Raw genomic sequence first — 22,886 nt, 5'->3', positions numbered from 1 at the left:
GCCGCCAGCGTCTGAGAACCGAGACAGCGATGCGCCGTGAGGCCCATCACAGGCCGTCCCGAAATGGTCTGCTGGTTAACAGTCCCCCTCCCAATGACGAGAAGGTATTCGCATGCAGCAAGCACCAATAGCGGGCAGGACAACAGTGGCCAAAGCCGCCGAAGGCGCGGTAACCACCGTTCTCAGCCGCGGCCTCAACGTCCGCCACATCCGCTTCATGGCCCTCGGTTCGGCCATCGGAACAGGCCTCTTCTACGGCTCCGCGTCTGCCATCCAAAAGGCGGGCCCGGCGGTTCTCTTCGCATACATCATCGGTGGCGCCGCCGTCTTCATGGTGATGCGCGCGCTCGGCGAAATGGCTGTCCGCCACCCCGTTTCCGGCTCATTCGGCCAGTACGCCAGCCGTTACCTCGGACCGCTGGCAGGGTTCATCACCGGATGGACCTACGTCTTCGAAATGGCCATCGTGGCGATCGCGGACGTGACAGCGTTCAGTATCTACATGGGCTTCTGGTTCCCACAGGTAGACCGCTGGATCTGGGTCCTCGCGATCATCCTGCTCCTCGGGGCCATGAACCTCCTGAGTGTCAAGGTTTTCGGAGAACTCGAGTTTTGGTTCTCGCTAATCAAGGTTGTGGCGATCATCGCCATGATTGCGGGCGGTGCGGCGATCATCGTGTTCGGCTTCCACACGGGCAGCGGCGGTGCGGCACCGGGGCTGGGGAACCTCGTTGACCACGGCGGCCTGTTCCCGAACGGTTTCGAGGGGCTCCTGGCCTCGTTCGCCGTCGTCATGTTTGCCTTTGGCGGGATCGAAACGATCGGCATCACCGCAGGCGAGGCCGCAGACCCCAAGAAGGTCATCCCGCAGGCCGTGAACACCGTGCCCGTGCGCGTGCTGCTGTTCTACGTCCTGACTCTCGGAGTGCTCATGAGCCTGTTCCCATGGAATGAAATCGGCACCAACGGGAGCCCGTTTGTGCAGATCTTCAGCGGCCTCGGCATTCCCGCAGCGCCCCACATCCTCAATGCCGTGGTGATCACCGCGGCGCTGTCCGCGATCAACAGCGACATCTTCGGCGCGGGACGCATCCTCTTCGGTCTCTCCCAGCAAGGTCACGCACCCAGGAGTTTCGGCAAGGTTTCACGTCACGGGGTTCCCTGGATGACAGTTGTCCTGATGGGCGGGATCCTGCTGGTGGGCGTGGTGCTCAACGCGGTGATCCCTGAAAGTGTGTTCGTCATCATCGCCTCCATCGCCACATTCGCGACCGTCTGGGTGTGGGCTTTGATCCTCGCCTCGCACGTGGCGATGAAGCGGGAGATCAAGGGCAAGGGACTGCCGGCGTCGGAATTCGCGTCGCCGTGGTGGCCCACCGCTTCCGTGCTGACCATTGCGTTCATGGCCATGGTGATCGTCATCCTTGGCGTCTTCGAGGACACCCGCGTGGCGTTGTACGTGGGTGCGGTATGGCTCGGGCTGCTCGTGCTGGCCTACAAGCTGTGGGTCCGCGGCGGCGGACGTGTCCGTGCGGATCTCGTGGACGAGACAGGCTCGATGCCGGTGGTCGCCCAGCGCTCCTAATAGGTCTACCGCTTTCGCCGAATGTGCAGATCACGGCAGTGTTTTCGAAAAACACTGCCGTGATCTGCCATCTCGCGGCAATCACGAATGAAGGCCTTTCGACACTGGGTGCGACGGGCGGGGTCATGATGATCGGGCTCGGCGGAACCCTGGCGCTCACGGGCACCAAGTCCCAGCGTGCACGCTCACGGAACCCCCGGCGACAATCACGGAATCAGCCGGCCGGGAGCCAATCTACTACGTGCGCGTCTGCGTCATAGACCCGGCATACACGCTGTCCGTCCTGGGCAGGACCATCAGCCAGCTTGATGGTGGTCTTCATCAGAACATCATAGGCCGGCAGGCCGGTCGCCCCCGTTGACCGTACGGGTGTCCCGGAGAAGGCGATAGAGACGACGATGTATGGCCGGGGCACCACCGTTCCGGTCACTGTTCCGGAATGGGCAGCGTCGCTTTGGAGCCGGGCAGTACAAATGTCCTCGATACGTTGGATCCCCGCTCCGTCGAGGCCCTGCGCCCCGGGAGCCGGCGCCGCGGGAGCCGGCGCGGGGGGAGCTGGCACCGGTGCGGCTGGTGCTTCGGGCTTGGAGCTGGCAACCGGGGCTGGGGCTGGGGCCTGACTTGAAGGCGCGGCGCTAGAGGACGCATTCGCGGCGGGCGTTGAGGTGGCGCCACTCGGTGTCGCGGATGGCGTGTTGTTGGCAGCCGAGGCAGAGGGAGTCGCGCTGGCGGTGACCGGCGTCGTGGCGCCCTGAATCGAGTGTGATCCTGTCTGCGTGGCATTGAGGGTAATCGCCCCCGCCAATCCGACCGCGACCACGCCCGCAACTACGATTCCTGCTTTTGCCGCTCGTTTCATTGTTCCCCGCTCACGCTCCGAGCCTAGGGGCCGTTCGCCCGGCCTGGCTTGCGTAGCGCCTACCCGTCTTTTGCCCGGACTACTTGGATGACCACTTGCTTGAATCGGGCTTCCTGTCCGAGTAGTTGACTAAGTAACGTGAGTGGCCCCTGTGGCATAACGGGTGAAAGTCACTCATGTGCCTTGTGAGGTCGGCGCCTACCCTAGGCACATCGCAACTGCAAGGGAGTGGTTCTGATGTTTGATCCCACATCGAGGTACATCGTTCAGATGCGGGTGCGGCGTGGCTTCGCGCTGGCCTCACGGTTACGCCGGGTATTTTCCCGGGCAGCCAAGCAGGCCAAAGTGACGGCCTCCCCTTTCAAGGTTGGCGACTACGTGGCTGGAGACGATCCTTTCAACGGGTGCCAGGAAGGCGTAGTGGCCGTCATCAATGGTTCATCGATTGGCTTGCGGACTGTCGTGCCAAGGGGTGCGACGGTGGTCTACTACGACTACCGCCAGTTGAGGAGGCCGTGGTGAACATGTCCGCCGCGGGCATTCCAGCAAACCGATTCATGACAATCGCCGAGGTTGCCGAGGCCTTGAGGGTATCCAGAATGACCGTCTACCGCCTAGTGCACTCGCACGCCATCCACGCGGTGCGATTCGGGCGGTCATACCGCGTTCCGGAATCGGCGGTGGAGTCCTACATTGAACACTCTGCAGTGGACGAGGCCGAGCAGCATCAGGAAGGCGCCGGAGGCTAGGACGTCGAACTCCAACGTGACGCCGGTCCTGTCAGAATATTGGGCCTGTCAGAATGTTCGTTCCGACGGAGTCGCGTTCCACTGGCGGACACTCAATCTTGACCACGGTGCTGCCGGCAGGTTCATCGACGCCGAGGAGGAGGCGCACGCCAGCAGCGCCTAGTTCGTAGTGCGGCAGCGCGACAGTGGAGAGCGGTGGCCGCATGTGGGCGGCGATGACTTCCTGGTTGTCGAACCCGACGACGGCCATGTCCTCGGGAATCGACAACCCCTGTTGCTTCAGCCCGTCGTAGAGACCCATGGCCATACGGTCGTTGTAGCAGAAGACCGCTGTGACGTCCCGTTTGAGAAGTTCATTGACGGCTCCGTATCCACCTTCCTGATCAGGAAACGCGTCAAACACGAGGTGGGGGTCAAACGCGACCCCTGCAGATTCGAGCGCTTCCCGGTAGCCCTGGAGACGTCCATCCTTGGCCGGGGCTGGGATCGTTGCGTTGATAAAGGCGATTCGTCGGTGCCCCTTGCGCAAGAGAATGTCGGTTGCTTCCCGTCCGCCATGAACTTCATCCGGGACCACAGCGAGGGCGTCGGAGTCCGGAGAGAAGCAGTTCACCAGCACGAAGTCCGTCTCGTGCAACGCGGCGGGGATCTCGGCCGGGCGGTGGAACCAGGTGGAATACAGGATGCCGCGAACCTTGTGCTCGAGCATCATCGAGATAGCGTCCCTTTCCGCGGGCTCGTTGCCCTCGGTGTTGGCGACCAAGAGAACGAATCCGTGTTTCCAGGCTTCGTCCTGGGCACCGTGGATGATCTGCCCTGCGAAGGGGGTCGTCGCGATCGCGTCAGCGACGAGGCCAATGAACCGTGAACTGCCACTCACCAGGTTCTTGGCGAGGGCATTCGGGCGATAGCCCAGTTCGCGGATCGTGTCCAGCACGCGCTTGCGGGTCCCGGCCCCGATCCTGGCGTCTTTCTTGTTGTTGACCACGAGGGAAACCGTGGCAACGGAAACTCCAGCCCCTTCCGCTACCTCCCGCATCGTGACCGGATGACTCGTCCTCGGAGTCATAGGTGGATGCAAGTGGTTAACCTCGGGTTCTCTCAAGCTTTCTTCAGACGTCATTGGCCCTCCCCTCACAGTCTATCCAGTGGCCACGTCCTCATCCCTTCGTGGCCCCGCTCTCGAGGCCCTGGATCATCGCCTTGTTGAGGACGAGGAACACGAGCAGCAAAGGAGTGATGGTGATGCAGACAGCCGCAAACGTTGCAGTCCAATCGACCTTGCCCATCGCTCCGATGTAGTTCTGCAACCCCAGCGGGATGGTCTTGAGTCCTTCGGAGAGCACGAACGTGTTCGCGAAGATGAAGTCGTTCCAGATGAAGATGCTGTTCACCAGCACCACGGTCACTACGGTATTGGTCGACAGCGGCAGGGTGATCAGTCCGAAGATGCGGTACGGGCCCGCGCCGTCCAGCGAGGCTGCCTCATAGGTTTCCCTGGGAATGTATTCAAAGAATGACGAGAAAAGGTAGATCGACATAGGAAGTGCGAACCCGGCCAAGGGGATGATCATCGACTGGTAGGTGTCCAACAGGTTCACGGACGAGTAGTCGATGAACAGCGGCACAAGTGCGATCTGCACCGGCACGATGATGCCGATCAGGAAGAGGCCCCGGACGAATTTGCTGAACCGGAATCCAAGGACTTGCAGCGCATACGCGGCCATCATCCCCAGCAGGACGATCAGGAGATTGGCACCCATCGTGACGATGAAACTGTTCAGGATGTTCTGTCCGAGGTTGCCGGTCTGGAAAGCACGGGCGTAGTTGTCGAAGCTGATGGAGCTCGGCAGCGCAAAAGGATCACCGGTGGCGAAGTCGTGCTCGTTCCGCAGGCTCGTGAGGAACAGCCAGGCGAGGGGGTAGACCTGCACCACGACGATGAGGACGATCAGCACCCTGGACAAGCTTCGGAAGACGTTTGGCTTGCGCCGCCGACGGCGCGGAGCCGGGCTGCTTGGCGGGGCAGGGATCGGCCGGGTAACCGGGGCTGTTTGCGCGGTCATGCGTCGGCCTTTCGTTTGAGCATGAGCAAGATGAGTCCGACGGCGACGAGGCACTCGATGACGATGAACACGGAGATGGTGCTGGCGTAGCCGAAGTCGGTGCTGGTGAACGCGGTTTTGTACATGTAGGTCGTCAGGAGCTCCGAGGACTGGCCGGGGCCGCCGTTGGTCATGAGGTAGGGGATGTCGAATCCGCGCAGGCCGTAGGTTGTGGCCATGATGGTGGTGGTGATCCACACGGGCCGGATGTAAGGGAACCGGATTTTGGTGAACAGCTGCCACTGGTTGGCGCCATCCAGGCGCGCAGCTTCTTCAAGTTCCTTCGGGACGGCGAGCAGGGCGGCATAGATGATGAGCATGTACAGGCCCGTGAACCGCCAGCCTTCAGGGGCCGAGACTGCCGCGAGGACCGTGTTGACGTCGGAAAGCCAAGAACGTTCGAGGGCGCCGAGACCGATCCAGCCGAGGACCTGGTTGAGCAGGCCCACTGGATCGATTGAATAGATGCGTACGAAGAGGAACGCGATGGCCACCGTCGAGATCACCGCAGGCAGCAGGTAGAGGGTTTTGATGATTCCGGCACCGCGGCGCAGCGAGGTGAGGAGGCTGGCGACGAACAATGCACCGCCCAATTGCAGGACCAAGCAGATGGCGAGGTAGCCGAGGGCATTGATGAAGGAGTGCCAGAAGACACTGTCGCCGGTGAGCATGCGCACGTAGTTCGCGAAGCCCACGAACTCCATGTCGCTGATGCCGTTCCAGGAGAAGAAGCTGAGGAACAACGATTGCAATATCGGGAACAGCACCGCGACGCCGTAGAGCAGCAGGGGCGGGAGCAGGAAGACCAGGACCGAGAGCCGTGATCGATTGGGAAGCATGGGAGTGCCTTTCGGGTGGGGGGCCTGCGCCCCCCACCGCTTGGGGTTACTTGAAGAACTTCGGAGCGTTTTGCGCGATGGTGTCATCCATCGTTTTTGTGAATTCGGCAGGCTTGATGTTGCCCTGGGCCAAGAGCACGAGCTCTTGCTGCAGCCTGCTGTTCGTTGTCGGGTCAAGCTGGGTGTCCCAAGGCATCGCGAGCTTCGTCCCGAGATCCTTCGCCTGGTCGATCGCCTTCTTGTAGAGCGGTGTCGCGTTGGCGGGAATCGTCGTCTGCACGTTCGTCGTGGGCGAGAGGGCGCCAGTGGCCGCGTACTCCGAGGGGTACTTGGCGAGGGCGAACTTCAGGAAGTCGCTCACCAGCGGATCAAAGGTCTTTGAGTTGACCGCCATGCCGATCCCTGAGGTCGCAACGTACTCATTCGCGGCCGTGGCGGAACTTGGCGTGGCCGGAAGCGTGAAGTAGTCAACGTCACTGCGCACTGCCGGATTCAGCTTGTCCGTCGCGAGGCTCGGCAGCTCCCAGGTGCCGATGTTGTACATGGCAGCCTTGCCCGAAGTGAAGAGGTTCTGGGCATCGGAGTAACCCTGCGACGAGAACCCGTCCTGGAAGCAACCGGCCCCTCCGAGCTGGCTGATCCAGTTGACTGTCTTCTGCCCGGTGCTATCGCTGAACTTCGCGTCACCCTTCTTGAGCTTCTGCACGAAGTCGGGTCCGGCGTCGCGGAAGGGCTGGTAGGAGACGTAGCGCTCAAGGGGCCACTGGTCCTGGCCGTCAAGAGCGAGCGGCGTGATCCCGGCCTTGCGCAAGGCAGTGCACATCGCGGGGATGTCGTCGATTGATTTCGGCACCGATACCCCGGCCTGCTGGAAAAGGGCCTTGTTGTACCAGAAGTACTCGAGCTCGAACTGGAACGGGATCATGTAGAGGGACCCGTCGTCGAAGCGCTGGTAGTTCAGCGCGTTCGTCCGGTAAGTGTCGTAGACGCCAAGGTCTTTCAGCAGCTTCTCGGCATCAACCATCGTGCCTTTCTTGGCGAGCTGCTGGGCGAAGGGGGTCGCATCCGTGTCGAACAGCTCCGGAAGCTTGTTCGCGGCGGCGAGGGTCTCATACTTCTGAATGTAGGACGGCCGGTCAGGGGTCGTGATCAGATTCAGGGAAAAGCCAGGATGGGTCTGGGCGTATTCGTCGGCGACCTTTTTCATGATGTTGATCACCGCACCATCGGCAGGCCGGGACAGAAGCCACGAGATTTGCCGCGGCTTGATTTCGCCGGTGGGGCTGACGTTGGCTGCCGGATTGCCGCCGCCGCTGCCACATGCGGCGAGGGCGAGGGCGAGGGCTGCGGCTGCTGCTACAGCGGCCGTTCGCAAGAGTTTCTTCATGGGGGGACAATCTCCTTTGATTTTGAACGGAAGTTTGGCGCTGGGTATTTAGTTGTCTGTGCGCTTACGTATCTCAAGTTCAGTGACGGTGACGCTGCCTTCACCGGCGAAAACGCCGATCCGGCCGTCCGGTAGCCCGTAGATCCGGGCGCTCAAGGCGACCTGCCCGTCGACGACGACGACGCAGAGGTCCCCGTCCACGACAAGTTCAAGGGTGTGCTCTCCCGGTACGAGTTCGCAGGGGCGTTCCAACTCGATCTCGAAGGGGACATCCCCCGAGACGTGCCATTGCGCGTCGCCGTTGATTTCCCGGGGCCATCGGTCAAACACCATCCGGCTGCGCTTCGGTTCCAGGCGGATGATGTAGGACTCGTCCCCGTCCGCGCTTGAGCGGAGCAGCAGTCCGCACTCGGTTGTGTCGGGTTCTATCTGCAGCACCGCACGGGCGTAGAACTGGCGAGGGAGGACTTCATCGGACACGGTGACTGCGTACCCGTCCGGAGCATGTAGCGCCACCGGAAGGGCATTGCCGAAGGTTACCGGGATTTCGTCCCAGAAGCTCTCGACAAGTTCGTCGGCGAAGGAAAACGCTAGGGTACCGTCGCCGTTCTGGCGCGCCTCGAGGACGGACATCGTGCCCGCCCACTGCCAGGCGCCGTCGTCGCGGTTGTCCTCTTTGCTGGCGATCCAGCCGAAGAAGAACCTGCGACCATCCCGCTCGGCCGTCTTCGAGGCATAAAACGCGCGGCCGTCAACGGTGTCCCGTGCCGGCACGATCCATGGCCCGTCCGGGCTTTTCGCCATGCGGTAGCGGGTGGTGAAGGACTCTGAGAATTCCGAATAGACCAGGTACCACCAGTCGCCCCAGGCGAAAACCTCCGGGCATTCGTGTGTGATGTACCGGCGCGGATCCCAGAACGGCTCGGTGTGCTCCCAGTCCATCAGGTCCGGGGAGACGCATTGGGCGATCACTCCGCGGCGGCGCTCCGGACCCTCCGCGTGCCGTGCGGCCAGCAGCATCCGCCACAAACCGCTGGCCTCGTCCTTGAAGACAAACGGATCGCGCCAATCGCCGGACTCGTAGCCGGCCGGGGCGCCGAAGGTCAGCTCCGGATGCTTCACCCACGTCAGCATTCCGTCAGTGCTCGTGGCATGCATGACGAGTTGCAGCGGGGCCCCGTCGGAGCCGAGGTGCCGAGGATTCTGCCCCGTATAGAACAGGTGGTGAATTCCGGACTCGTCGCACACAACACTGCCCGTGTACGCATTGAAGTCCACATCACCCTGCCCACCATGGTGCAGCGACACCCCATGGTCCTCGAACCGCGTGAGGTCCTTGGTGGTCACAAGATTCCACGACGTTCCCGGCTTCGGTTCGTTCCGCACCTCGTGCAGATAGAAAAGCCAAAACTCCCCGTCCTTCTGGAAAGGGATCAAGTCTCCGACCCATCCATCGGCGGGCTGGAAGAAGACTGAGTAAGTCATCAGCGTTGATGTCCATTTCTGCTAAAGCGTTTGATCACTGCAAGCGTAACCGAGGTCACACTTTTGATCAAGCGTTTTAGCAGATTGTTTTAGCTCGCACGACGCCGGTCAGATCACCGCAGTTAGGACGTCGCGCAGACCGCGCGGTTCCGCCCGAGGGACTTGGCTTGGTAGAGGGCTTTGTCGGCGGCTGCAATCATGTGGACCACCTCGGCGTCGACGAAGGTGCTGGGGGCGATGCCGTAGCTCACAGTGGGGAAAGTGATTCCGTGCGGCGTTTTTGCCGAGGCCAACCGGCGGCTGATTTCGCTCGCAATGATTTCGGCACTCTCCACGTCGGCCCCGGGAAGCAGGATGGTGAATTCCTCTCCGCCGTACCTCCCGACGAGGTCAGTGTGGCGGACCGAGGCCTGGCACGCGGCGGCGAATGCCTGGATGGCGGAATCGCCCGCGGCGTGGCCGTAGCTGTCGTTGAGGGCCTTGAAATGGTCCAGGTCGGCGAGGATCAAGGTGGAGACCGATCCCGCGGAGTGCAGCCTGTTGATTTCCTGGGTGGCCAACTCCATGAAGGCTACGCGGTTGAGAAGCCCCGTCAGGCCGTCGCGGGTGGCACGTTCGTTGAGGCCGTTAATAAGCTGCTCGTTGCTCAGCGCCGTCATGCTGAAGGACACGGTGACCAGCAGCACGATAGTGACCACACTGGTGGTTGCCGAGCTGAAATAAGTACCGAAGTCCGGCCCGTCGGGCCCTTCCACGACGTAGGCGATCCCCCGGCCGAAAAAGAATGCGCCCAGGACTCCCGCGGCCAGCGCCAGGGATCGGCCGGTGCGGGAAACAGTGGGCTTCAGCCGCCAAAGTTCAACTGTTGCCAGGGCCATTCCCAGGGACATCATGGCCAAATACACCAGGCCGCCAGACCATTCGTTAGCGGCCGGATTCTCCAGCGCTGCGGCCACAGTGGTGGCGACGGGTCCGGCGAGGAGTTGCCACCGCGGCGTCGGAAGCAACCTCAAAGAACGCGAGCCCGCCCACACACTGAATGCCCCGGCAACCAGCAAGGCATTGCCGAGGGGACCTGCCCAAATTTGCTGGGACGTCCCGGTGAGCAGGTACGCCACGTTTCCGGTAAGTAAGAAGACGAGGGCAAGGCACCACCAGCCGCTGTACGCGGAGCGGGTCCGGCGGAACGATCCGAAAAACAGCAGGCACAGGGTGAGCGCGACAACGCCCAGAGCCACCTTGAGACTGACCGGATCGAGACCCATATTTAGTTCCCCTCGTACGCCACACCAGCCTACGACATCCAGGGGTCGTTCGGCCCGGCAATCGCGGGTAACAAACTTGCCGGGCCGAACAGCCGAGCGGGCGTTAGCGGGCGGGCGTTAGCGGGCGGACCAGCCCCCATCCATCGTGTAACTGGCCCCGGTGACCATGCCGGCGTCGTCGGACGCTATCCATGCGGCCAGCGACGCAACCTCCTCCGGCTCCACCAGGCGCTTCACTGCGGACTCCGTCAGCATGACCTTGGCCAGGACCTCGGATTCGGGGATCCCGTGCAACAAGGCCTGGTCCGCGATCTGCCTTTCGACGAGTGGCGTGCGCACGTACCCCGGATTGATGCAGTTGGACGTGACCCCGCGCTGGCCGCCTTCGAGGGCTGTCACTTTGCTGAGTCCCTCAAGCCCGTGCTTGGCCGAGACGTAGGCGCTCTTGAACGCAGACGCCCGCAGACCGTGGACCGAGGAAATGTTGATGATCCGGCCGAACCCGTTGGCGTACATGTGTGGCAATGCGGCCCGGATGAGCAGGAACGGGGCCTCGAGCATGAGGGCCAGTATCCGGCGGAAGTCTGCCGGCTCGAACTCCTCGATGGGAGCGACTTTCTGGATGCCGGCGTTGTTGACCAGGATGTCGCAATCCAGGCTGAGTCCGGCCAGCGCCTCCGTGTCGAGCAAGTCGACAGCCCAGGCGGTGCCGCCGAGCCTATCGGCGAGCGCTGCAGCTCCGGCGGCGTCGACGTCGGCCACCACAACTTTCGCGCCCCGCGCGGCGAGGGCCGTGGCACATGCCGCCCCGATTCCGCTCGCCCCGCCGGTGACCAAGGCCTTGCGGCCTTCCAGGGTCATGCGCGGGCACCTGTCGGCAGGCCGTGGCGAACGGCGTCGGCGTTGTCAACGTCCTCGAGTGCCACCCCGCGCGTCTCCTTGAGTGTCAAGACAACGACGGCGGTGATGGCGCAAGCGATCACCAGGTAAATGGCGGTGGGCATCCAGGATCCGGTGTCCTTGAGCCACTGGGTCGCCAGCAGCGGGGCCAGCGAACCGGCGAAGATCGAGGTGACCTGCGAGCCAAGCGAGACGCCCGAGTAGCGCATGCGGGTGGGGAAGAGCTCGGTCATGATGGCCGGCTGCCCTGCGTACATGAAGGCGTGCAGGCACAGGCCGATGGTCACGGCCGCAACGATCACCACGGGGTTCTTGGTGTCGAACATGGGGAAGGCGAAGAACGGCCACGTGGCACCGGTTATGGCACCGATCAGGTAAACCGGCTTGCGTCCCCAGCTGTCCGCCAGCCTGCCGATTTGGGGTATGACAATGAAGTGGATGACGTGGGCAATCAGCAAGGCGAGCAGCAGGGACGAGGTGTCGTATTTGTGCACGCTCTTGAGGTAGACGATCGAGAAGCTCACCACGAGGTAGTACATGATGTTCTCGGCGAACCGCAGTCCCATGGCCTGCAGGATGCCCTTGGGGTACTTGCGGATGACCTCGCCGACGCCGTAGCTGACGGCCTGTTCCTTCTCCACCAGGGCTTTCGCCTCAAGGAAGATCGGCGCCTCGGTCACGTGGGTGCGGATGTAGTAGCCCACGAAGACGATCACGGCGGAGAGCCAGAAGGCCACACGCCAGCCCCAGCCAAGGAAGGCCGCGCTGCTGAGCGTGGTGGACATGATGAACAGGACCAGCGTGGCGAGGAGGTTGCCGACTGGAACGGCGGCCTGCGGCCAGCTTGACCAGAAGCCACGCGACTTGTTGGGGCTGTGTTCTGCCACCAGCAGCACCGCGCCGCCCCATTCGCCACCCAGCGCGAAGCCCTGGATGAAGCGGAGTGCCACGAGCATGGCCGGCGCCCAGTAACCGAGGTCGGCGAAGCCGGGGAGGCAACCCATGAGGAAGGTGGAGACACCAACAATCACGATGGTGAGCTGCAGGGTGGGTTTGCGGCCTAGCCTGTCGCCGATCTGGCCAAAGACGATGCCGCCCAGGGGCCGGGCCACGAAGCCCACTGCGTACGTCAGGAATGCCTGGATGATGCCGTCAAGCTCGTTGCCGGTGGGCGGGAAGAAGTACTTGCCGAAAACCAGCGTTGCGGCGGTGGCGTAGAGGAAGAATTCGTACCATTCCACCACTGTGCCCACCATCGAGGCCGCGACGATTTTCTTGAGGCCTGAGCCTTTGCTTGCTGGGCCGTTGCCGGTTGCACCTGTGGCCTTGCTGCTGGAGTGCCCGTCGGGCTGGCCAGCGCCTGCTGCGGAGCGTTGTCCTACGCTCATGTCCATCTCCTTAGTGTCCACGCTGACATGTGCTGTGATCCACAACACGAAATGCTCCAATGAGTATTGCCGCACATCATCGGTGCTTCAATGGCCAAAATGGCACCAAGTGTGTGCATAATTGCAGATATGAATCCGAATCCGGACGATCTACTGGTCCTCCTCGCCGTATCGCGCTCAGGTAAGTTCACGACGGCGGCCCAAGCCTTAAGGCTGAACCACACCACCGTTTCCCGCAGGATCGCCGCGCTGGAGAAGGCGCTCGGCGGCCGGGTCCTCGCGCGGGCCGCTGGGGGCTGGGAAGTCACGGAACTCGGGGCCGAAGCCGTGGGCGTGGCGGAGCGGATCGAGGCTGCGGTGGGCACGCTGGGACCGGAAGACCGCGCACCGGACCCCATTGCCGGCGTCGTACGCATGACCGCAACCGACGGTTTCAGCGCATACATCGCTGCACCGGCCGTGGCGCGCTTGCGGCGATCGCATCCCGGCCTCACCGTCGAGATCATCACGGTGACCCGCCGGGCACTCCAGCAGCGCTCCGGCCTCGACGTGGAGGTGGTGGTGGGCGAACCGCAGGTGCACCGGGCGGAGGCGTTGCTGCTGGGCGAGTACATGCTCGGGATGTATGCCTCGAGGGAGTACCTGGCTTTCCACGGCGTACCCTCCACTGTGGAAGAGCTGACGCAACACCAGTTGGTTTACTTCGTGGATTCGATGCTGCAAGTGGACGATCTCGACGCCCCTCGCAGGCTGGTCCCGTCCATGCGCGACGGCTTGAGTTCAACCAATGTCTTCGTCCACGTGGAGGCGACCCGCGCCGGGGCCGGGATCGGCTTCCTGCCGTGTTTCATGGCGGACCGGCACCCGGACCTGGTCCGGCTTCTGCCCTCGGACTTCGCGGAGCTACTCCCCTACTGGATGGTCCTGCGGCCGGACTCGATGCGCCGCCCGGCCGTTGCAGCCGTCGTGCACGCCCTGCAGGAGGAGACGGCCGCGCACCGGGAACTGCTACTGGCGCGCCGCTAGCGAGCATCGATTGCTGAGCCACGGTCGTTTTGGGCGCCCAAAGCGGCAGTTACGTCAGCCCACGCCGGGAGGGTTCCCTGGCCGAATTCTTGAGGCGAGGGGGCCGGTGGTGAGCGGGCGTCAGGGGGCCGGCAGGGGGTCGTGCCGGACGTGGGCGCCGACGGCGAAGGCCCGGACCCGGGCATCGTCCCAGATGTGCGCGGGAACTGCGCCGCCCAACAGTTCGCGGGCCAGCTGGGGATCGTCGCCGAAGGGCTCGTGGCTGCCGGCCATGATCATGTTGCCGTACCTGCGTCCCTTGAGCATCGCTGGGTCGGCGATGATCATGGTGTGCTCGAAGGTGTCCGCGATAGTGGCGGCGTCCTCGCGGGCGTTCTTGAGGTCCGGGGCATCTCCGGAATTCACGACATAGAGCCCGCCCGGAGCGAGCACCCTCTGTGCATGATCGTTGAATTCCCGGGTTGTGAGCGCCCTCGGGGTGAAGGCGCCGGCAAAGACATCCCGGATGATGAGGTCTCGAGTGTCCGGGGTGAGGCTCTCGGTGACTTCCCTCGCTTCGCCCACGCGGATTCGAAGCAAGGGGGCCTTGGGGAGATCGAACCAGCCGCGCACGTATTCAGCCAGCTTGCCGTCCAGCTCCACCACCACTTGGCGCGCGTCCGGGTAGGCGGCGTGGAAGTACCGCGCTAAGGAACAGGCTCCGCCGCCAAGATGGAGCGCACGAAGCTTCGGCTTCGACTCGGGGGGCCACTTGGATTCGACCAAAGCCGCGATCCAGCGCATGTACTCGAAGTCCAGGAACAAAGGCTCTGCAACGTCGATGTGGGAGCTCATGACCCCGTTGATCTTCAGGAGCCAGCCGTTGGAGTTGTCAGGGTCTGCAACGAGTTCGCAGTCGCCGGTGTCGATGTAGTAGACGCCCTCCACCGGACCGTCCGGCTTTGTGCCGGCGAGCACCTCGATGACTCCGGCAACCTGTCCGGCGCCCCTGATTTTGCCCCGCTTTGCCACTACAGCCGCCCTCTTCCGGTCATGCTTCAACCCTAGTTGACGCGGCTGACTTTGCGGTCAGCCCCCGACGGCGGGACGCACCATCCGGATCTCCGGCAGTTCGTGCCAGTCCGGCGGCAGGAGTTGGCGCCTACCGTCAGCTTGGAACCCGTTTTTGCGGTAGAAGGCCTGGGCGCGGGGGTTGTCTTCAAGCACCCAAAGGTAGGCGGGAGCGTTCCCGATCACGGCGTCCACCAGCGCCTGCCCCACACCCAAACCGTAAACACGACGCAGGGTGTAGATCATCTGCAGTTCCAGCTCGCAGGGCCGGTCCTCATCCCGGGCCTGACCAGCAGAGGCGATGCCCACCAAAACGCCTTCGGCGTCGAGCGCGAGCATCGGCTTGTAGGAACTCGCCAAAGCTTCCCGCTGCCTCTCGATCCGGGCGTTGATAGTAGCTTCCCGGAAGGCGAAGAACTCCTCGGGCAGGAGACGGCGGTAGCTTTCGCGCCAAGCAGCCAAATGCATGCGTGTCAGGGACTCAGCATCGTCCACCGTGGCGGGACGAAGGGTAAATTCCATGGGCACAGCCTAGCGTTACACCACCCGGGCTATCGCGAACCCGTCCCAGCCCTTGGATCCGACTGTTTGGATTGCCGTTGCGTCGAGGCGCGGGTCCTTGCCCATCATCTCCAAGGCGTCAACGATGCCCGGAGCATTCACCTCGTCCATGGAAGGATCCAGGATGGCACCTTCCCAGATGACGTTGTCCATCACGATCACCGTCCCCGGCCTCCCAAGCCGGATGGCCCAGTCCAGGTAGTTGGAATCGTTCTCCTTGTCCGCATCAATGAAGACAAAATCGAACGGCCCATGGCGCGCAGGATCTTCGGCGAGCGCGGCAAGCGTCTCCAACGCCGGGCCGATCCTGATATCCACTTTGTGGCCCACCCCGGCCATGTCCAAGTTGGCACGGGCCACCCTGGCGTGTTCCGGCAGGTATTCGCAGGTGACCAGGCGGCCGTCGTCGGGCAGTCCCTGGGCCATCCAAATCGCGCTGAACCCGGCCAAGGTACCGATTTCCAGCACGCGCCGGGCACCGGACATCTGCACAAGCATCTTGAGCAGCTTGCCGGCGTTGGGCGCCACCTCGATGGGCGGCATCCCGGCGTCGACGGCGGATTGGACCGCGTGCGTGAGCGCCGCGTTTGGGCGGACGACGGCGGCGGACAAGTATTCCTCGACGGCTACCCAAGCGGGCTGGGCCTTGTGTTCAAGCATGGCCCCAGTCTGGCACCGGGTCCCGGTGGGAGGGAAGGACTGGTGGGCACCCTGGCACCTGAAAAGTTCGGCCTACGAAGATAGGCTAGAGGGCCGCGCGGGCTTCGTCGACGTTCAGCAGCCTTCCGCCAAGCCCGCCGTTCTGGTGCAGGTCGCCTCGCATCAGCTCAATCCGGCCGGCCGACTCGATTCCTCCGACTTTGACCGGATCAAAGCCGGAGGCGCTGATGAGCCTTTCCGCGGTTCCGGCTGCGGTGTCGTCATCGGTTGCGTAGAACAGAACGGCCCGTCCAGACGGCCGGTTGGCCGCCGAGCCTAGGGCATCAGCCCCCAGAGAGCCGAAGGCCTTCACGAAGTGCGCGCCGGCCGGTAGCAGGTTTGCGAGGATCGAGGCTGCTGATTCGCCCTCCGGCAGCGTATTGGTGAAACCGCCTTGACCATCGGGGCCGATAGGGTTCGAGGGGTCGATGACCACCTTGCCGACCAGTGCCTGCGACAGTTGGGAGATGAGTTCCTTCCCCGTGTCCAGCCACAAGGCGAAAAGGACAGTGTCCGCCGCCGACACGGCATCGGCAACGGTTGCTGAACTCGCCAGGGCACCCAGCTCACCCGCCAACGCGTCCGCGCCCGATTGATCGCGGGCCGCCAGTATGACCGGCTCGCCGCCCTGAACAAGATTCCGGGCGACCCGGGAACCGAGGTTACCGATCCCGATAATTGCAGTTGTCATGTCAACCTCCAGATTTTAGGTGATGAGGGCAAGCCCGGACTGGTCACAGGACCGTTCATGGCCGGAACCATGTCCGTCAGAGGGGACAAATGGCAACAGCATTTTTGGAGGAACGCCGTGGCCATGTCGTTCCAAATACCTATGAACACTTTGCGCCCGCTGGGGACTCATGTCCACGGTTCGGAGGTTCATTTTGGTGGCGCCCTCGGGCCGCCAGCGGAACCCTACTCCCCTTTGGCGATCGCGCTTTCCAGCCGCTCGACTTTGCCGGTGAGCTCCCCCGTGTAGCCAGGGCGGATGTCGGCCTTGATCACCAGCGAAACCCGGTTTCCGTATTTGCCCACGGCCTCAGTGGCGCGCTTGACGACGTCGAACACCTCGTCCCACTCGCCTTCGATGGTGGTGAACATCGAGTCCGTCCGGTTGGGGAGTCCCGATTCGCGGACGATCTTCACGGCCTCGGCAACGGCGTCGTGCACCGAGCCATCAACGGATACGGTGCCAGCAGCGGGCTGGCCGGACGGGGCAACTGAGAAGGCAAGCAACATGAATCCAGTCTTTCATGGGCAAGAATGTCACAAAACTATTGGGAGCCCCTCCGTTGCTACTGTGAGCAGCATGGACCGGCCCTTAGAACGCAAGCCACTCAGAGCTGATGCTGCACGCAATGTGGACAAGATCATCACGGCTGCACGCCAGTGCTTCCGCGAGCTGGGCCCCGAGGTTCCGCTGCAGACGATCGCCGCCACCGCTGGCGTTGGCCCGGCTACCCTGTTCCGAAACTTCGCTGACAAAGAACAACTCGTCCTGGCCGCACTTTCGCGGCAGCTCAGACTGACTGTGGATCCCGTCGCGGAAGACGCCCTGGAAGGTATGGACGCCGCCATCGGACTCATCCGGGTGATCGACGCAGTGATGCAGGTTGCCAGTGAAGACGCGAACCTGCTTGGCGCTGTCGCCGGCCGTCGAGGGCTCCTTGTTGGCATCACTGGCGGATTGATCGATTCGATGGCTGAGTTGCTTGCCCGTGGCCAGGGGCAGGGGTCGCTGCGCCGGGATATTTCGATCGAGGACATGGTGCGCCTTGTTGCCATGCTGATCGGCGCAGTGGACACCATGGAGCCGGGCTCCCGCGCCTGGGAACGGCCGGTTGCCCTCCTTGAGGACGCCATCCGCACCGAACGCCCGTCGCGCCCCCTGCCAGCTCAGACTCCCATCCCGGGAATGACCTTCCAGGAACCAGCGCACGACGACGGCGCGCCCCACGGCAGCGACCGTTAGGAACGCCGGGTGCCGGGTCAGCGCCAGCCGAGCAGCCGCAGGCAGGCCGCCGCCGCTGATCCGACAATGACCACCACGAGGAACGGCGCCCGGAGCCATAGTGCAATAGCACCGGCAACCAGGGCGCCGAGCCGGGCGTCGAATGCGAGGGACTGCCCCGACGCCACCGCATTGACCACCGTCAGGGACGCCAGCAGGCCGATAGTCATGGTGCCCGCCACGCGCATCATCCGGGGACTCCGAAGCAGCTTCGCCGGCACGAAATAGCCCGAGAGCTTGGTGAGGTACGCCAGTCCGCAGGCGATCAGTATCCAGGGCCAGAGGTTCATTCGGCGCTCCTTTCCTTGCCGGCCTGGTCCGCCTTGCCGGCCTGGTCCGCGCGGTCCGCCTTGTCCGCGCGGTCCGCGCGTGAACGCTCGTGCGGGTAGGGATCGACGTCGGGCTCCATGCCTTCATCGCTGCGTCCGTGACTGAACCAGCCGATTGCTCCGGCCACGACGGCAGCCACCAAAATAGGCACGCCGGCCGGAACGAACGGCACCGCAATGATGGTTGCCAGAGCAGCAGCTGCGGCAATCGCCCACGGCTCACGGCCTTTGAGCCGTGGCCACAGCAACCCCAGGAACGCAGCGACCGCGGCGCCATCGAGCCCCCATTGCTTGGGGTCGCCCAAGGCATCGCCTGCCAAAGCTCCGACGGCCGTGAAAATGTTCCACAGCACGAAGATGCCGACTCCGGCGGTCCAGAAGCCACGGCGTTGTTCATCCGGATCGCTTTGGCCTGAAGCTGTGGCCGTGGACTCATCGATGGTGATGTGGGCTTGCGGGTATTTGAGCCAACCTCTGGGGCGCAACAGCGCGTTCATCTGCATACCGTAGATGCCGTTGCGCAGGCCTAGTAGCGCGGCCGCAGTCATGGCCGCAATCCCGGAGCCGCCACCGGCCACGACGCCTATGAAGGCGAATTGCGAGCCGCCGCTGAACATGAGCAGGCTGAATGCCATGGTCTGCCAGAAGTTGAATCCTGAGGCCGAGGCCAACGCCCCGAACGAGATGCCATAGAGGCCCGTTGCGATGCTGATGGAAAGGCCGACCTTTACGGCCGGGGAGTCAAGGAGTTTCATACGCCCCGCTTCACTCCAGCCAAGCTCCGTGCCCACAGAATCAGCGGAAGCTGCAAGGGCAGGCGAAGTGTGTGGATCCGCCGCTCGGACGCGGTCCCTCCGGGAGAGTACGCGCGGCGGAGCGCGTCCACATGGCCGGCCAGGAACGCCGTGAACATCAGCGTAGTGCCGCGGGCTGCGGCCTTGCGTGTGGCAGGAATAAGGAGCCCGACGGCGGCGGCCGTCTCGAGCAGTCCGCTCACCGCGATCCATTCTTCCCGGGACATGACCGCCAAAGCGCCGTTCCGTGGTGTGGCTTCCCGGGTATTGGGTTCGCAGTGCTCGGCTACAAAATCCTCACGGCATAGATAGTCCGGGACCACCGGAGAGAAGAACCTCGGCTCCTGGAAGTGCTTCTTGGCACTCGCGAACAATAGTGCGCTCAGGGCCGCCGCGGAGATTGTCTGGGTTGTCCGGGCGGACCATGAAAAAGGCATGTATTCATGCAACCACAGCCCTCGCCCGGCACGATAAACGGAACGGCGCCGCGCTGAACCAGCACCTTCACTAGCGTTCAGAGTATTGAACTCAGTTCAGCATAGTGTTAGCTTCTCTTGGTGGCCTTTGTCCGGCAATGTCCACCGCCACAAGCCCTGGCTGCCGGCCAGGACAATCGGTCCGGCAAACGGTCCGGCAGAAATTCAACGAGGAGTTCCATGCGCATCGCCCGACTACAGACCCCTTCCGGCCCCAAGCACGCAGTCCTACGCAACGGAAACTGGGATCACATCGAAGATCCCTTTGCCGAGACCCTCGCTTACACCGGAGAATCCAGTTCCGCGGACGACGCCGTGTTCCTCGCCCCGGTGCGGCCTTCCGTAGTGCTTGGAATCGGGCACAACCTGGGCAATAACAACCACGTGCTGCCCATCCAGGCCTGGCACAAGTCCGTCCACAGCATCGCCGGCCCCGGTGATGACATTGTGGCCGTACGCGGCGCAGGCACGGTGAACGTGGAAGGCGAACTGGCTGCCGTCATCGGAAAGCGCGCGGAGAAACTCACAGCCGAGAACGCCTTGAGCCACATCCTCGGATACACCGTGGTCAACGACGTCACCAACGTGGACCAGAACCAGATCGACGAAAAACTGTTCCAGGGCAAGTCCGGCCCCAACTACACGCCGCTGGGGCCGTGGATCGAGACCGACATCGAGGATCCGGACAACGTCAGCACCGAGGTAGCAGTCAACGGCGAGGTCAAGGCCCGGTCCGGTTCCTTCAACCTGCCGTCCTCCATCACGAACTGCCTTGTCTACGTCACCGAATGGCTGACCCTGGAGCCTGGCGACATCATCATGACGGGAGCCCCGAACACTTTCGTGGCTGTGCAGCCCGGCGACCGGGTGGACATCACGCTGGGCGGCATCGGAACCCTCAGCAACACGGTCATCTGACTGGCACTTGGGACCCTAAAGCTGAGCGAGAACCTGCGCTGGCTTGTTGGTGGTGATCTCGTGGATTCCCAGGCCTTGGCAGAGGGCAACATCGTTTTCCGAATCAACGGTCCACACCCGGAAGCGGCGGCCTGATTCCAGCCAACGCTGTACGGTGCGGGCGTGTTTGCGGACGTAGTCGATGCCCGGGCCGGCCAGTCCGACTTCGCAGTCGTCCAGGATCCGTTCGCCTTCCTGCTGGGCCGCCTTCATTACGTTGGCCACAGCTCCCCCGGTGATGACGCCCAAGCCAAGTTCATCGCGGACTTCTTCCACCGTGACGTCATCCACCAGCTGGCAAATGTGCTCCGCGGGAACGAACTGGAGCAAGTGCTTGACTGAATCCGGGCTGAAACTCATGAAGGAAACCTGGATGTTGTCCAGCATGGACGTCTCCGCGTCCCACCCTTCACTGCTCAGAAGCTCCATCACGCGGTCTTCAAGCTTGAGCTGGTATGGGCTGGGGTGCTTGAGCTCAATGGCCAGGCCGATGTCCCTGCCGGCGCCGCGCAGGATTTCCAGCAATTCAGCGAGCGTCAGCAGCTGCTCCGACTTTGCGCCGTACTGCTCTGGAATCCTGGCCCCCTTCCAGGAGGAGAAGTCGAGTTGGCGCAGCTCTTCCAGCGTCTTCTCGGCCACCGGCCCTGTTCCGTCCGAGGTACGGTCCAGGTTTGCATCGTGGAGCAGGACAACGTGCTGGTCCCGGGTCAGGTGGACATCGCACTCGACGCCGTCGGCGCCATCGGCGATTGCCTTCAGGTACGCGGCACGCGTGTGCTCAGCGAACGCGGCACTGGCTCCGCGGTGGGCGTAGACCATGGGCCGCTGGTTTTGCTCCGTGCTTTGGTCTGGGCGACCGGGCTTGTCATTCGTCATGGGGACACGGTAGCCCACGCCGATGACAGCCACGGGGCTACGCTGGGCACATGCAGGTGAACTCTGAACAAATCCCGGTGACGGACAGTGCCCTCCCGGGAGAGGTCCCCCGGCAAGCAGGCGCCAAGGCCGCCTCAACGGTTGCGGCCGGCGTCGGGCAACGGAACGGTGACGCCGAAAAGGCGGCTGCCTTGCGTCGGATGAAGTCGGTGGCGCTGGCGCTCCTGATCGTCATGGCGGTAGTTTTCACCGCCGCTTTCGCCTTGCAGAAGCAGTATCCGTGGATGGAATATGTGCGGGCGGCTGCCGAGGGCGGCATGGTGGGAGCGCTGGCCGACTGGTTCGCCGTCACTGCTCTGTTCAAGTACCCGATGGGCCTCAAAATCCCGCACACAGCCATCATTCCTCGGCGTAAGGACCAGATCGGCGCCTCGCTCGGGGAGTTCGTGGAGACAAATTTCCTGTCCGAGCAGGTGGTCCAGGAGAAGCTCGCGAGCGTGGACATCGCCCGGAAAGCCGGCACGTGGCTCGCTTCCCCGGGCGGCGCCGAGCGCGTCGCCAAGGAGGGCTCCGCGCTGATCCGTGGCGCGTTCACCGTCCTGAACGACGACGACGTCCAGGCAGTAATCGAGGGCATGGTCCGCAAGCACCTGCTCACTCCGCCATGGGGACCGCCCGTGGGCCGGATGGCCGAGCGGATCTTTGCCGACGGCCACCACCACAAGCTCGTCGATCTGCTGGTTGACCGCGCGGCGGATTGGGTGGAAGCGAACCACTCCACGGTGAACCGGCTCGTATCCGACCGGTCTCCCCTCTGGGTTCCGTCCTTCGTGGACGACATTGTGGGCGGCAGGGTCTACAACGAGATCTCAAAGTTCGTCCGGGCGGTGCAGCAGGACCCCGATCACCAAGTGCGCCAATCGATCGATACATACCTCAACGATCTCGCCCAGGATTTGCAGCACGATCCTGCAATGATTGCCCGGGCCGAGGGCATCAAAACCCAGATCCTTGGCGACCCTGAGGTCCGCGAACTCGCTTCCCGCACATGGGGCACTATCAAGAACGCGCTGCTCACGGCCGTCGACGATCCCGACAGCGAGCTGACCCAACGCTTCAAGAGCGCCGTGCGGGACTTCGGTTCGCGGCTTGTCAGCGACGACGAACTGGCGGGCAAGGTAAACGCCTGGATCGGGGACGCCGCCGGGTACCTCGTCAAAACGTACCGCTCGGACATCGCCGGGGTCATCACGGACACCGTGGCACGCTGGGATGCCGAGGAAACGTCGCAAAAGATCGAGCTCCAGGTGGGCAAGGACCTGCAGTACATCCGCATCAACGGCACCGTGGTTGGATCGCTGGCTGGGCTCGCGATCTTCACGGTGGCGCACCTGGTTTTCGGCTGACGCGCGTTCAGCCAGCGAGCAGGAAGGGACATGTCCAACGCGGGGTGCGCAGCAGCAAGAAAGGGACATGCCCACCCTTAGCGGCAAGCGATGGACATAATGCCAATATGTCCACTCCACGCAGCCAGGAAGGGACATG

The 22,886-nt window shown here is 63.2% G+C and carries 25 protein-coding genes; 7 read left to right on the top strand and 18 right to left on the bottom strand.

Annotation, left to right across the window (positions count from 1 at the left end; all coding sequences use genetic code 11):
• The first annotated feature begins 112 nt into the window (after positions 1-112).
• Positions 113-1,585, top strand: a complete 1,473-nt coding sequence (locus LFT43_RS01260; RefSeq protein WP_395800496.1) for an amino acid permease — start codon at positions 113-115, stop codon at positions 1,583-1,585.
• A 214-nt stretch (positions 1,586-1,799) separates the two neighbouring features.
• Here the strand turns inward: LFT43_RS01260 and LFT43_RS01255 are convergent, their stop codons facing one another.
• The gene (locus tag LFT43_RS01255; RefSeq protein ID WP_395800494.1) at positions 1,800-2,444 is read right to left on the bottom strand and encodes a hypothetical protein; all 645 of its coding nucleotides are present in this window, start codon (positions 2,442-2,444) and stop codon (positions 1,800-1,802) included.
• Between the two features lie 237 nt (positions 2,445-2,681).
• Between LFT43_RS01255 and LFT43_RS01250 the strand changes: the two genes are divergently transcribed.
• Positions 2,682-2,966 carry a hypothetical protein gene (locus LFT43_RS01250; protein ID WP_395800492.1) on the top strand — a complete coding sequence of 95 codons (285 nt, stop codon included), beginning with the start codon at positions 2,682-2,684 and terminating at the stop codon, positions 2,964-2,966.
• A gap of 2 nt (positions 2,967-2,968) precedes the next feature.
• The gene (locus LFT43_RS01245; protein WP_395802843.1) at positions 2,969-3,193 is read left to right on the top strand and encodes a helix-turn-helix domain-containing protein; all 225 of its coding nucleotides are present in this window, start codon (positions 2,969-2,971) and stop codon (positions 3,191-3,193) included.
• 31 nt (positions 3,194-3,224) lie between these two features.
• On the opposite strand, the gene LFT43_RS01240 is transcribed toward LFT43_RS01245, so the two are convergent.
• From LFT43_RS01240 to LFT43_RS01205, 8 genes are all read right to left on the bottom strand, one after another.
• Positions 3,225-4,262, bottom strand: coding sequence for a LacI family DNA-binding transcriptional regulator (locus LFT43_RS01240; RefSeq protein ID WP_395800490.1), 1,038 nt, complete (start codon positions 4,260-4,262; stop codon positions 3,225-3,227).
• A gap of 91 nt (positions 4,263-4,353) precedes the next feature.
• Positions 4,354-5,259 carry a carbohydrate ABC transporter permease gene (locus LFT43_RS01235; RefSeq protein ID WP_234754003.1) on the bottom strand — a complete coding sequence of 302 codons (906 nt, stop codon included), beginning with the start codon at positions 5,257-5,259 and terminating at the stop codon, positions 4,354-4,356.
• The gene (locus tag LFT43_RS01230; RefSeq protein WP_395800488.1) at positions 5,256-6,137 is read right to left on the bottom strand and encodes a carbohydrate ABC transporter permease; all 882 of its coding nucleotides are present in this window, start codon (positions 6,135-6,137) and stop codon (positions 5,256-5,258) included. Before LFT43_RS01230 ends, LFT43_RS01235 begins: the two co-directional genes overlap by 4 nt.
• A 46-nt stretch (positions 6,138-6,183) precedes the next feature.
• The gene (locus LFT43_RS01225) at positions 6,184-7,524 is read right to left on the bottom strand and encodes an ABC transporter substrate-binding protein (protein ID WP_395800486.1); all 1,341 of its coding nucleotides are present in this window, start codon (positions 7,522-7,524) and stop codon (positions 6,184-6,186) included.
• A gap of 48 nt (positions 7,525-7,572) precedes the next feature.
• Complete coding sequence (locus LFT43_RS01220; protein ID WP_395800484.1) at positions 7,573-9,009, bottom strand: GH32 C-terminal domain-containing protein; 1,437 nt, start codon at positions 9,007-9,009, stop codon at positions 7,573-7,575.
• Between the two features lie 122 nt (positions 9,010-9,131).
• A complete protein-coding gene (locus tag LFT43_RS01215; protein ID WP_395800482.1) occupies positions 9,132-10,274 on the bottom strand; it encodes a diguanylate cyclase in 1,143 nt (380 codons plus the stop codon).
• A 117-nt stretch (positions 10,275-10,391) separates the two neighbouring features.
• Positions 10,392-11,135, bottom strand: a complete 744-nt coding sequence (locus tag LFT43_RS01210; RefSeq protein WP_395800480.1) for a 3-hydroxybutyrate dehydrogenase — start codon at positions 11,133-11,135, stop codon at positions 10,392-10,394.
• The gene (locus LFT43_RS01205; RefSeq protein WP_395800478.1) at positions 11,132-12,562 is read right to left on the bottom strand and encodes an MFS transporter; all 1,431 of its coding nucleotides are present in this window, start codon (positions 12,560-12,562) and stop codon (positions 11,132-11,134) included. The genes LFT43_RS01210 and LFT43_RS01205 overlap by 4 nt, the downstream gene beginning before the upstream one ends.
• 129 nt (positions 12,563-12,691) lie before the next feature.
• On the opposite strand from LFT43_RS01205, the gene LFT43_RS01200 reads away from it, so the two are divergent.
• Entirely contained in the window at positions 12,692-13,588 is an 897-nt protein-coding gene (locus LFT43_RS01200) for a LysR family transcriptional regulator (RefSeq protein ID WP_395800476.1), read from the top strand.
• 120 nt (positions 13,589-13,708) lie between these two features.
• Here the strand turns inward: LFT43_RS01200 and LFT43_RS01195 are convergent, their stop codons facing one another.
• The 5 genes from LFT43_RS01195 to LFT43_RS01175 all read right to left on the bottom strand — a co-directional run bounded on the left by LFT43_RS01195 (position 13,709) and on the right by LFT43_RS01175 (position 17,137).
• A complete protein-coding gene (locus LFT43_RS01195; RefSeq protein WP_395800474.1) occupies positions 13,709-14,599 on the bottom strand; it encodes a spermidine synthase in 891 nt (296 codons plus the stop codon).
• Between the two features lie 57 nt (positions 14,600-14,656).
• Positions 14,657-15,160 (bottom strand): GNAT family N-acetyltransferase, encoded by a 504-nt coding sequence (locus tag LFT43_RS01190; protein WP_395800472.1) that lies wholly within the window; start codon positions 15,158-15,160, stop codon positions 14,657-14,659.
• Between the two features lie 15 nt (positions 15,161-15,175).
• Positions 15,176-15,859 (bottom strand): O-methyltransferase, encoded by a 684-nt coding sequence (locus LFT43_RS01185; protein ID WP_395800470.1) that lies wholly within the window; start codon positions 15,857-15,859, stop codon positions 15,176-15,178.
• Positions 15,860-15,944: 85 nt separating this feature from the next.
• The gene (locus LFT43_RS01180; RefSeq protein ID WP_395800468.1) at positions 15,945-16,589 is read right to left on the bottom strand and encodes an NADPH-dependent F420 reductase; all 645 of its coding nucleotides are present in this window, start codon (positions 16,587-16,589) and stop codon (positions 15,945-15,947) included.
• Between the two features lie 224 nt (positions 16,590-16,813).
• A complete protein-coding gene (locus LFT43_RS01175; RefSeq protein ID WP_395800466.1) occupies positions 16,814-17,137 on the bottom strand; it encodes an MTH1187 family thiamine-binding protein in 324 nt (107 codons plus the stop codon).
• Between the two features lie 70 nt (positions 17,138-17,207).
• Here LFT43_RS01175 and LFT43_RS01170 point away from each other — a divergent pair, with 70 nt between their 5' ends.
• Complete coding sequence (locus tag LFT43_RS01170; protein WP_395800464.1) at positions 17,208-17,870, top strand: TetR/AcrR family transcriptional regulator; 663 nt, start codon at positions 17,208-17,210, stop codon at positions 17,868-17,870.
• Positions 17,871-17,887: 17 nt separating this feature from the next.
• Here LFT43_RS01170 and LFT43_RS01165 read toward each other — a convergent pair whose 3' ends face one another.
• From LFT43_RS01165 to LFT43_RS01155, 3 genes are read right to left on the bottom strand one after another with little or no spacing between them, the layout of a single operon-like run.
• The gene (locus LFT43_RS01165; protein WP_265980764.1) at positions 17,888-18,199 is read right to left on the bottom strand and encodes an AzlD domain-containing protein; all 312 of its coding nucleotides are present in this window, start codon (positions 18,197-18,199) and stop codon (positions 17,888-17,890) included.
• A complete protein-coding gene (locus LFT43_RS01160; RefSeq protein ID WP_395800462.1) occupies positions 18,196-18,993 on the bottom strand; it encodes an AzlC family ABC transporter permease in 798 nt (265 codons plus the stop codon). The genes LFT43_RS01165 and LFT43_RS01160 overlap by 4 nt, the downstream gene beginning before the upstream one ends.
• Positions 18,990-19,469, bottom strand: a complete 480-nt coding sequence (locus LFT43_RS01155; protein WP_395800460.1) for a hypothetical protein — start codon at positions 19,467-19,469, stop codon at positions 18,990-18,992. Before LFT43_RS01155 ends, LFT43_RS01160 begins: the two co-directional genes overlap by 4 nt.
• Before the next feature lie 219 nt (positions 19,470-19,688).
• On the opposite strand from LFT43_RS01155, the gene LFT43_RS01150 reads away from it, so the two are divergent.
• Complete coding sequence (locus LFT43_RS01150; RefSeq protein ID WP_395800458.1) at positions 19,689-20,426, top strand: fumarylacetoacetate hydrolase family protein; 738 nt, start codon at positions 19,689-19,691, stop codon at positions 20,424-20,426.
• Positions 20,427-20,441: 15 nt separating this feature from the next.
• On the opposite strand, the gene LFT43_RS01145 is transcribed toward LFT43_RS01150, so the two are convergent.
• A complete protein-coding gene (locus LFT43_RS01145) occupies positions 20,442-21,341 on the bottom strand; it encodes a glycerophosphodiester phosphodiesterase (RefSeq protein WP_395802841.1) in 900 nt (299 codons plus the stop codon).
• A gap of 50 nt (positions 21,342-21,391) precedes the next feature.
• On the opposite strand from LFT43_RS01145, the gene LFT43_RS01140 reads away from it, so the two are divergent.
• Positions 21,392-22,747, top strand: a complete 1,356-nt coding sequence (locus LFT43_RS01140; protein ID WP_395800456.1) for a DUF445 domain-containing protein — start codon at positions 21,392-21,394, stop codon at positions 22,745-22,747.
• Positions 22,748-22,886 lie beyond the last annotated feature (139 nt).

The organism is Arthrobacter sp. FW306-04-A, assembly GCF_044358315.1.
In the GTDB taxonomy this organism is placed as follows: Bacteria; Actinomycetota; Actinomycetes; order Actinomycetales; family Micrococcaceae; genus Arthrobacter.
Note: the sequence above shows the minus strand (reverse complement) of the source record. Positions and strands in the feature narration are given on the sequence as shown.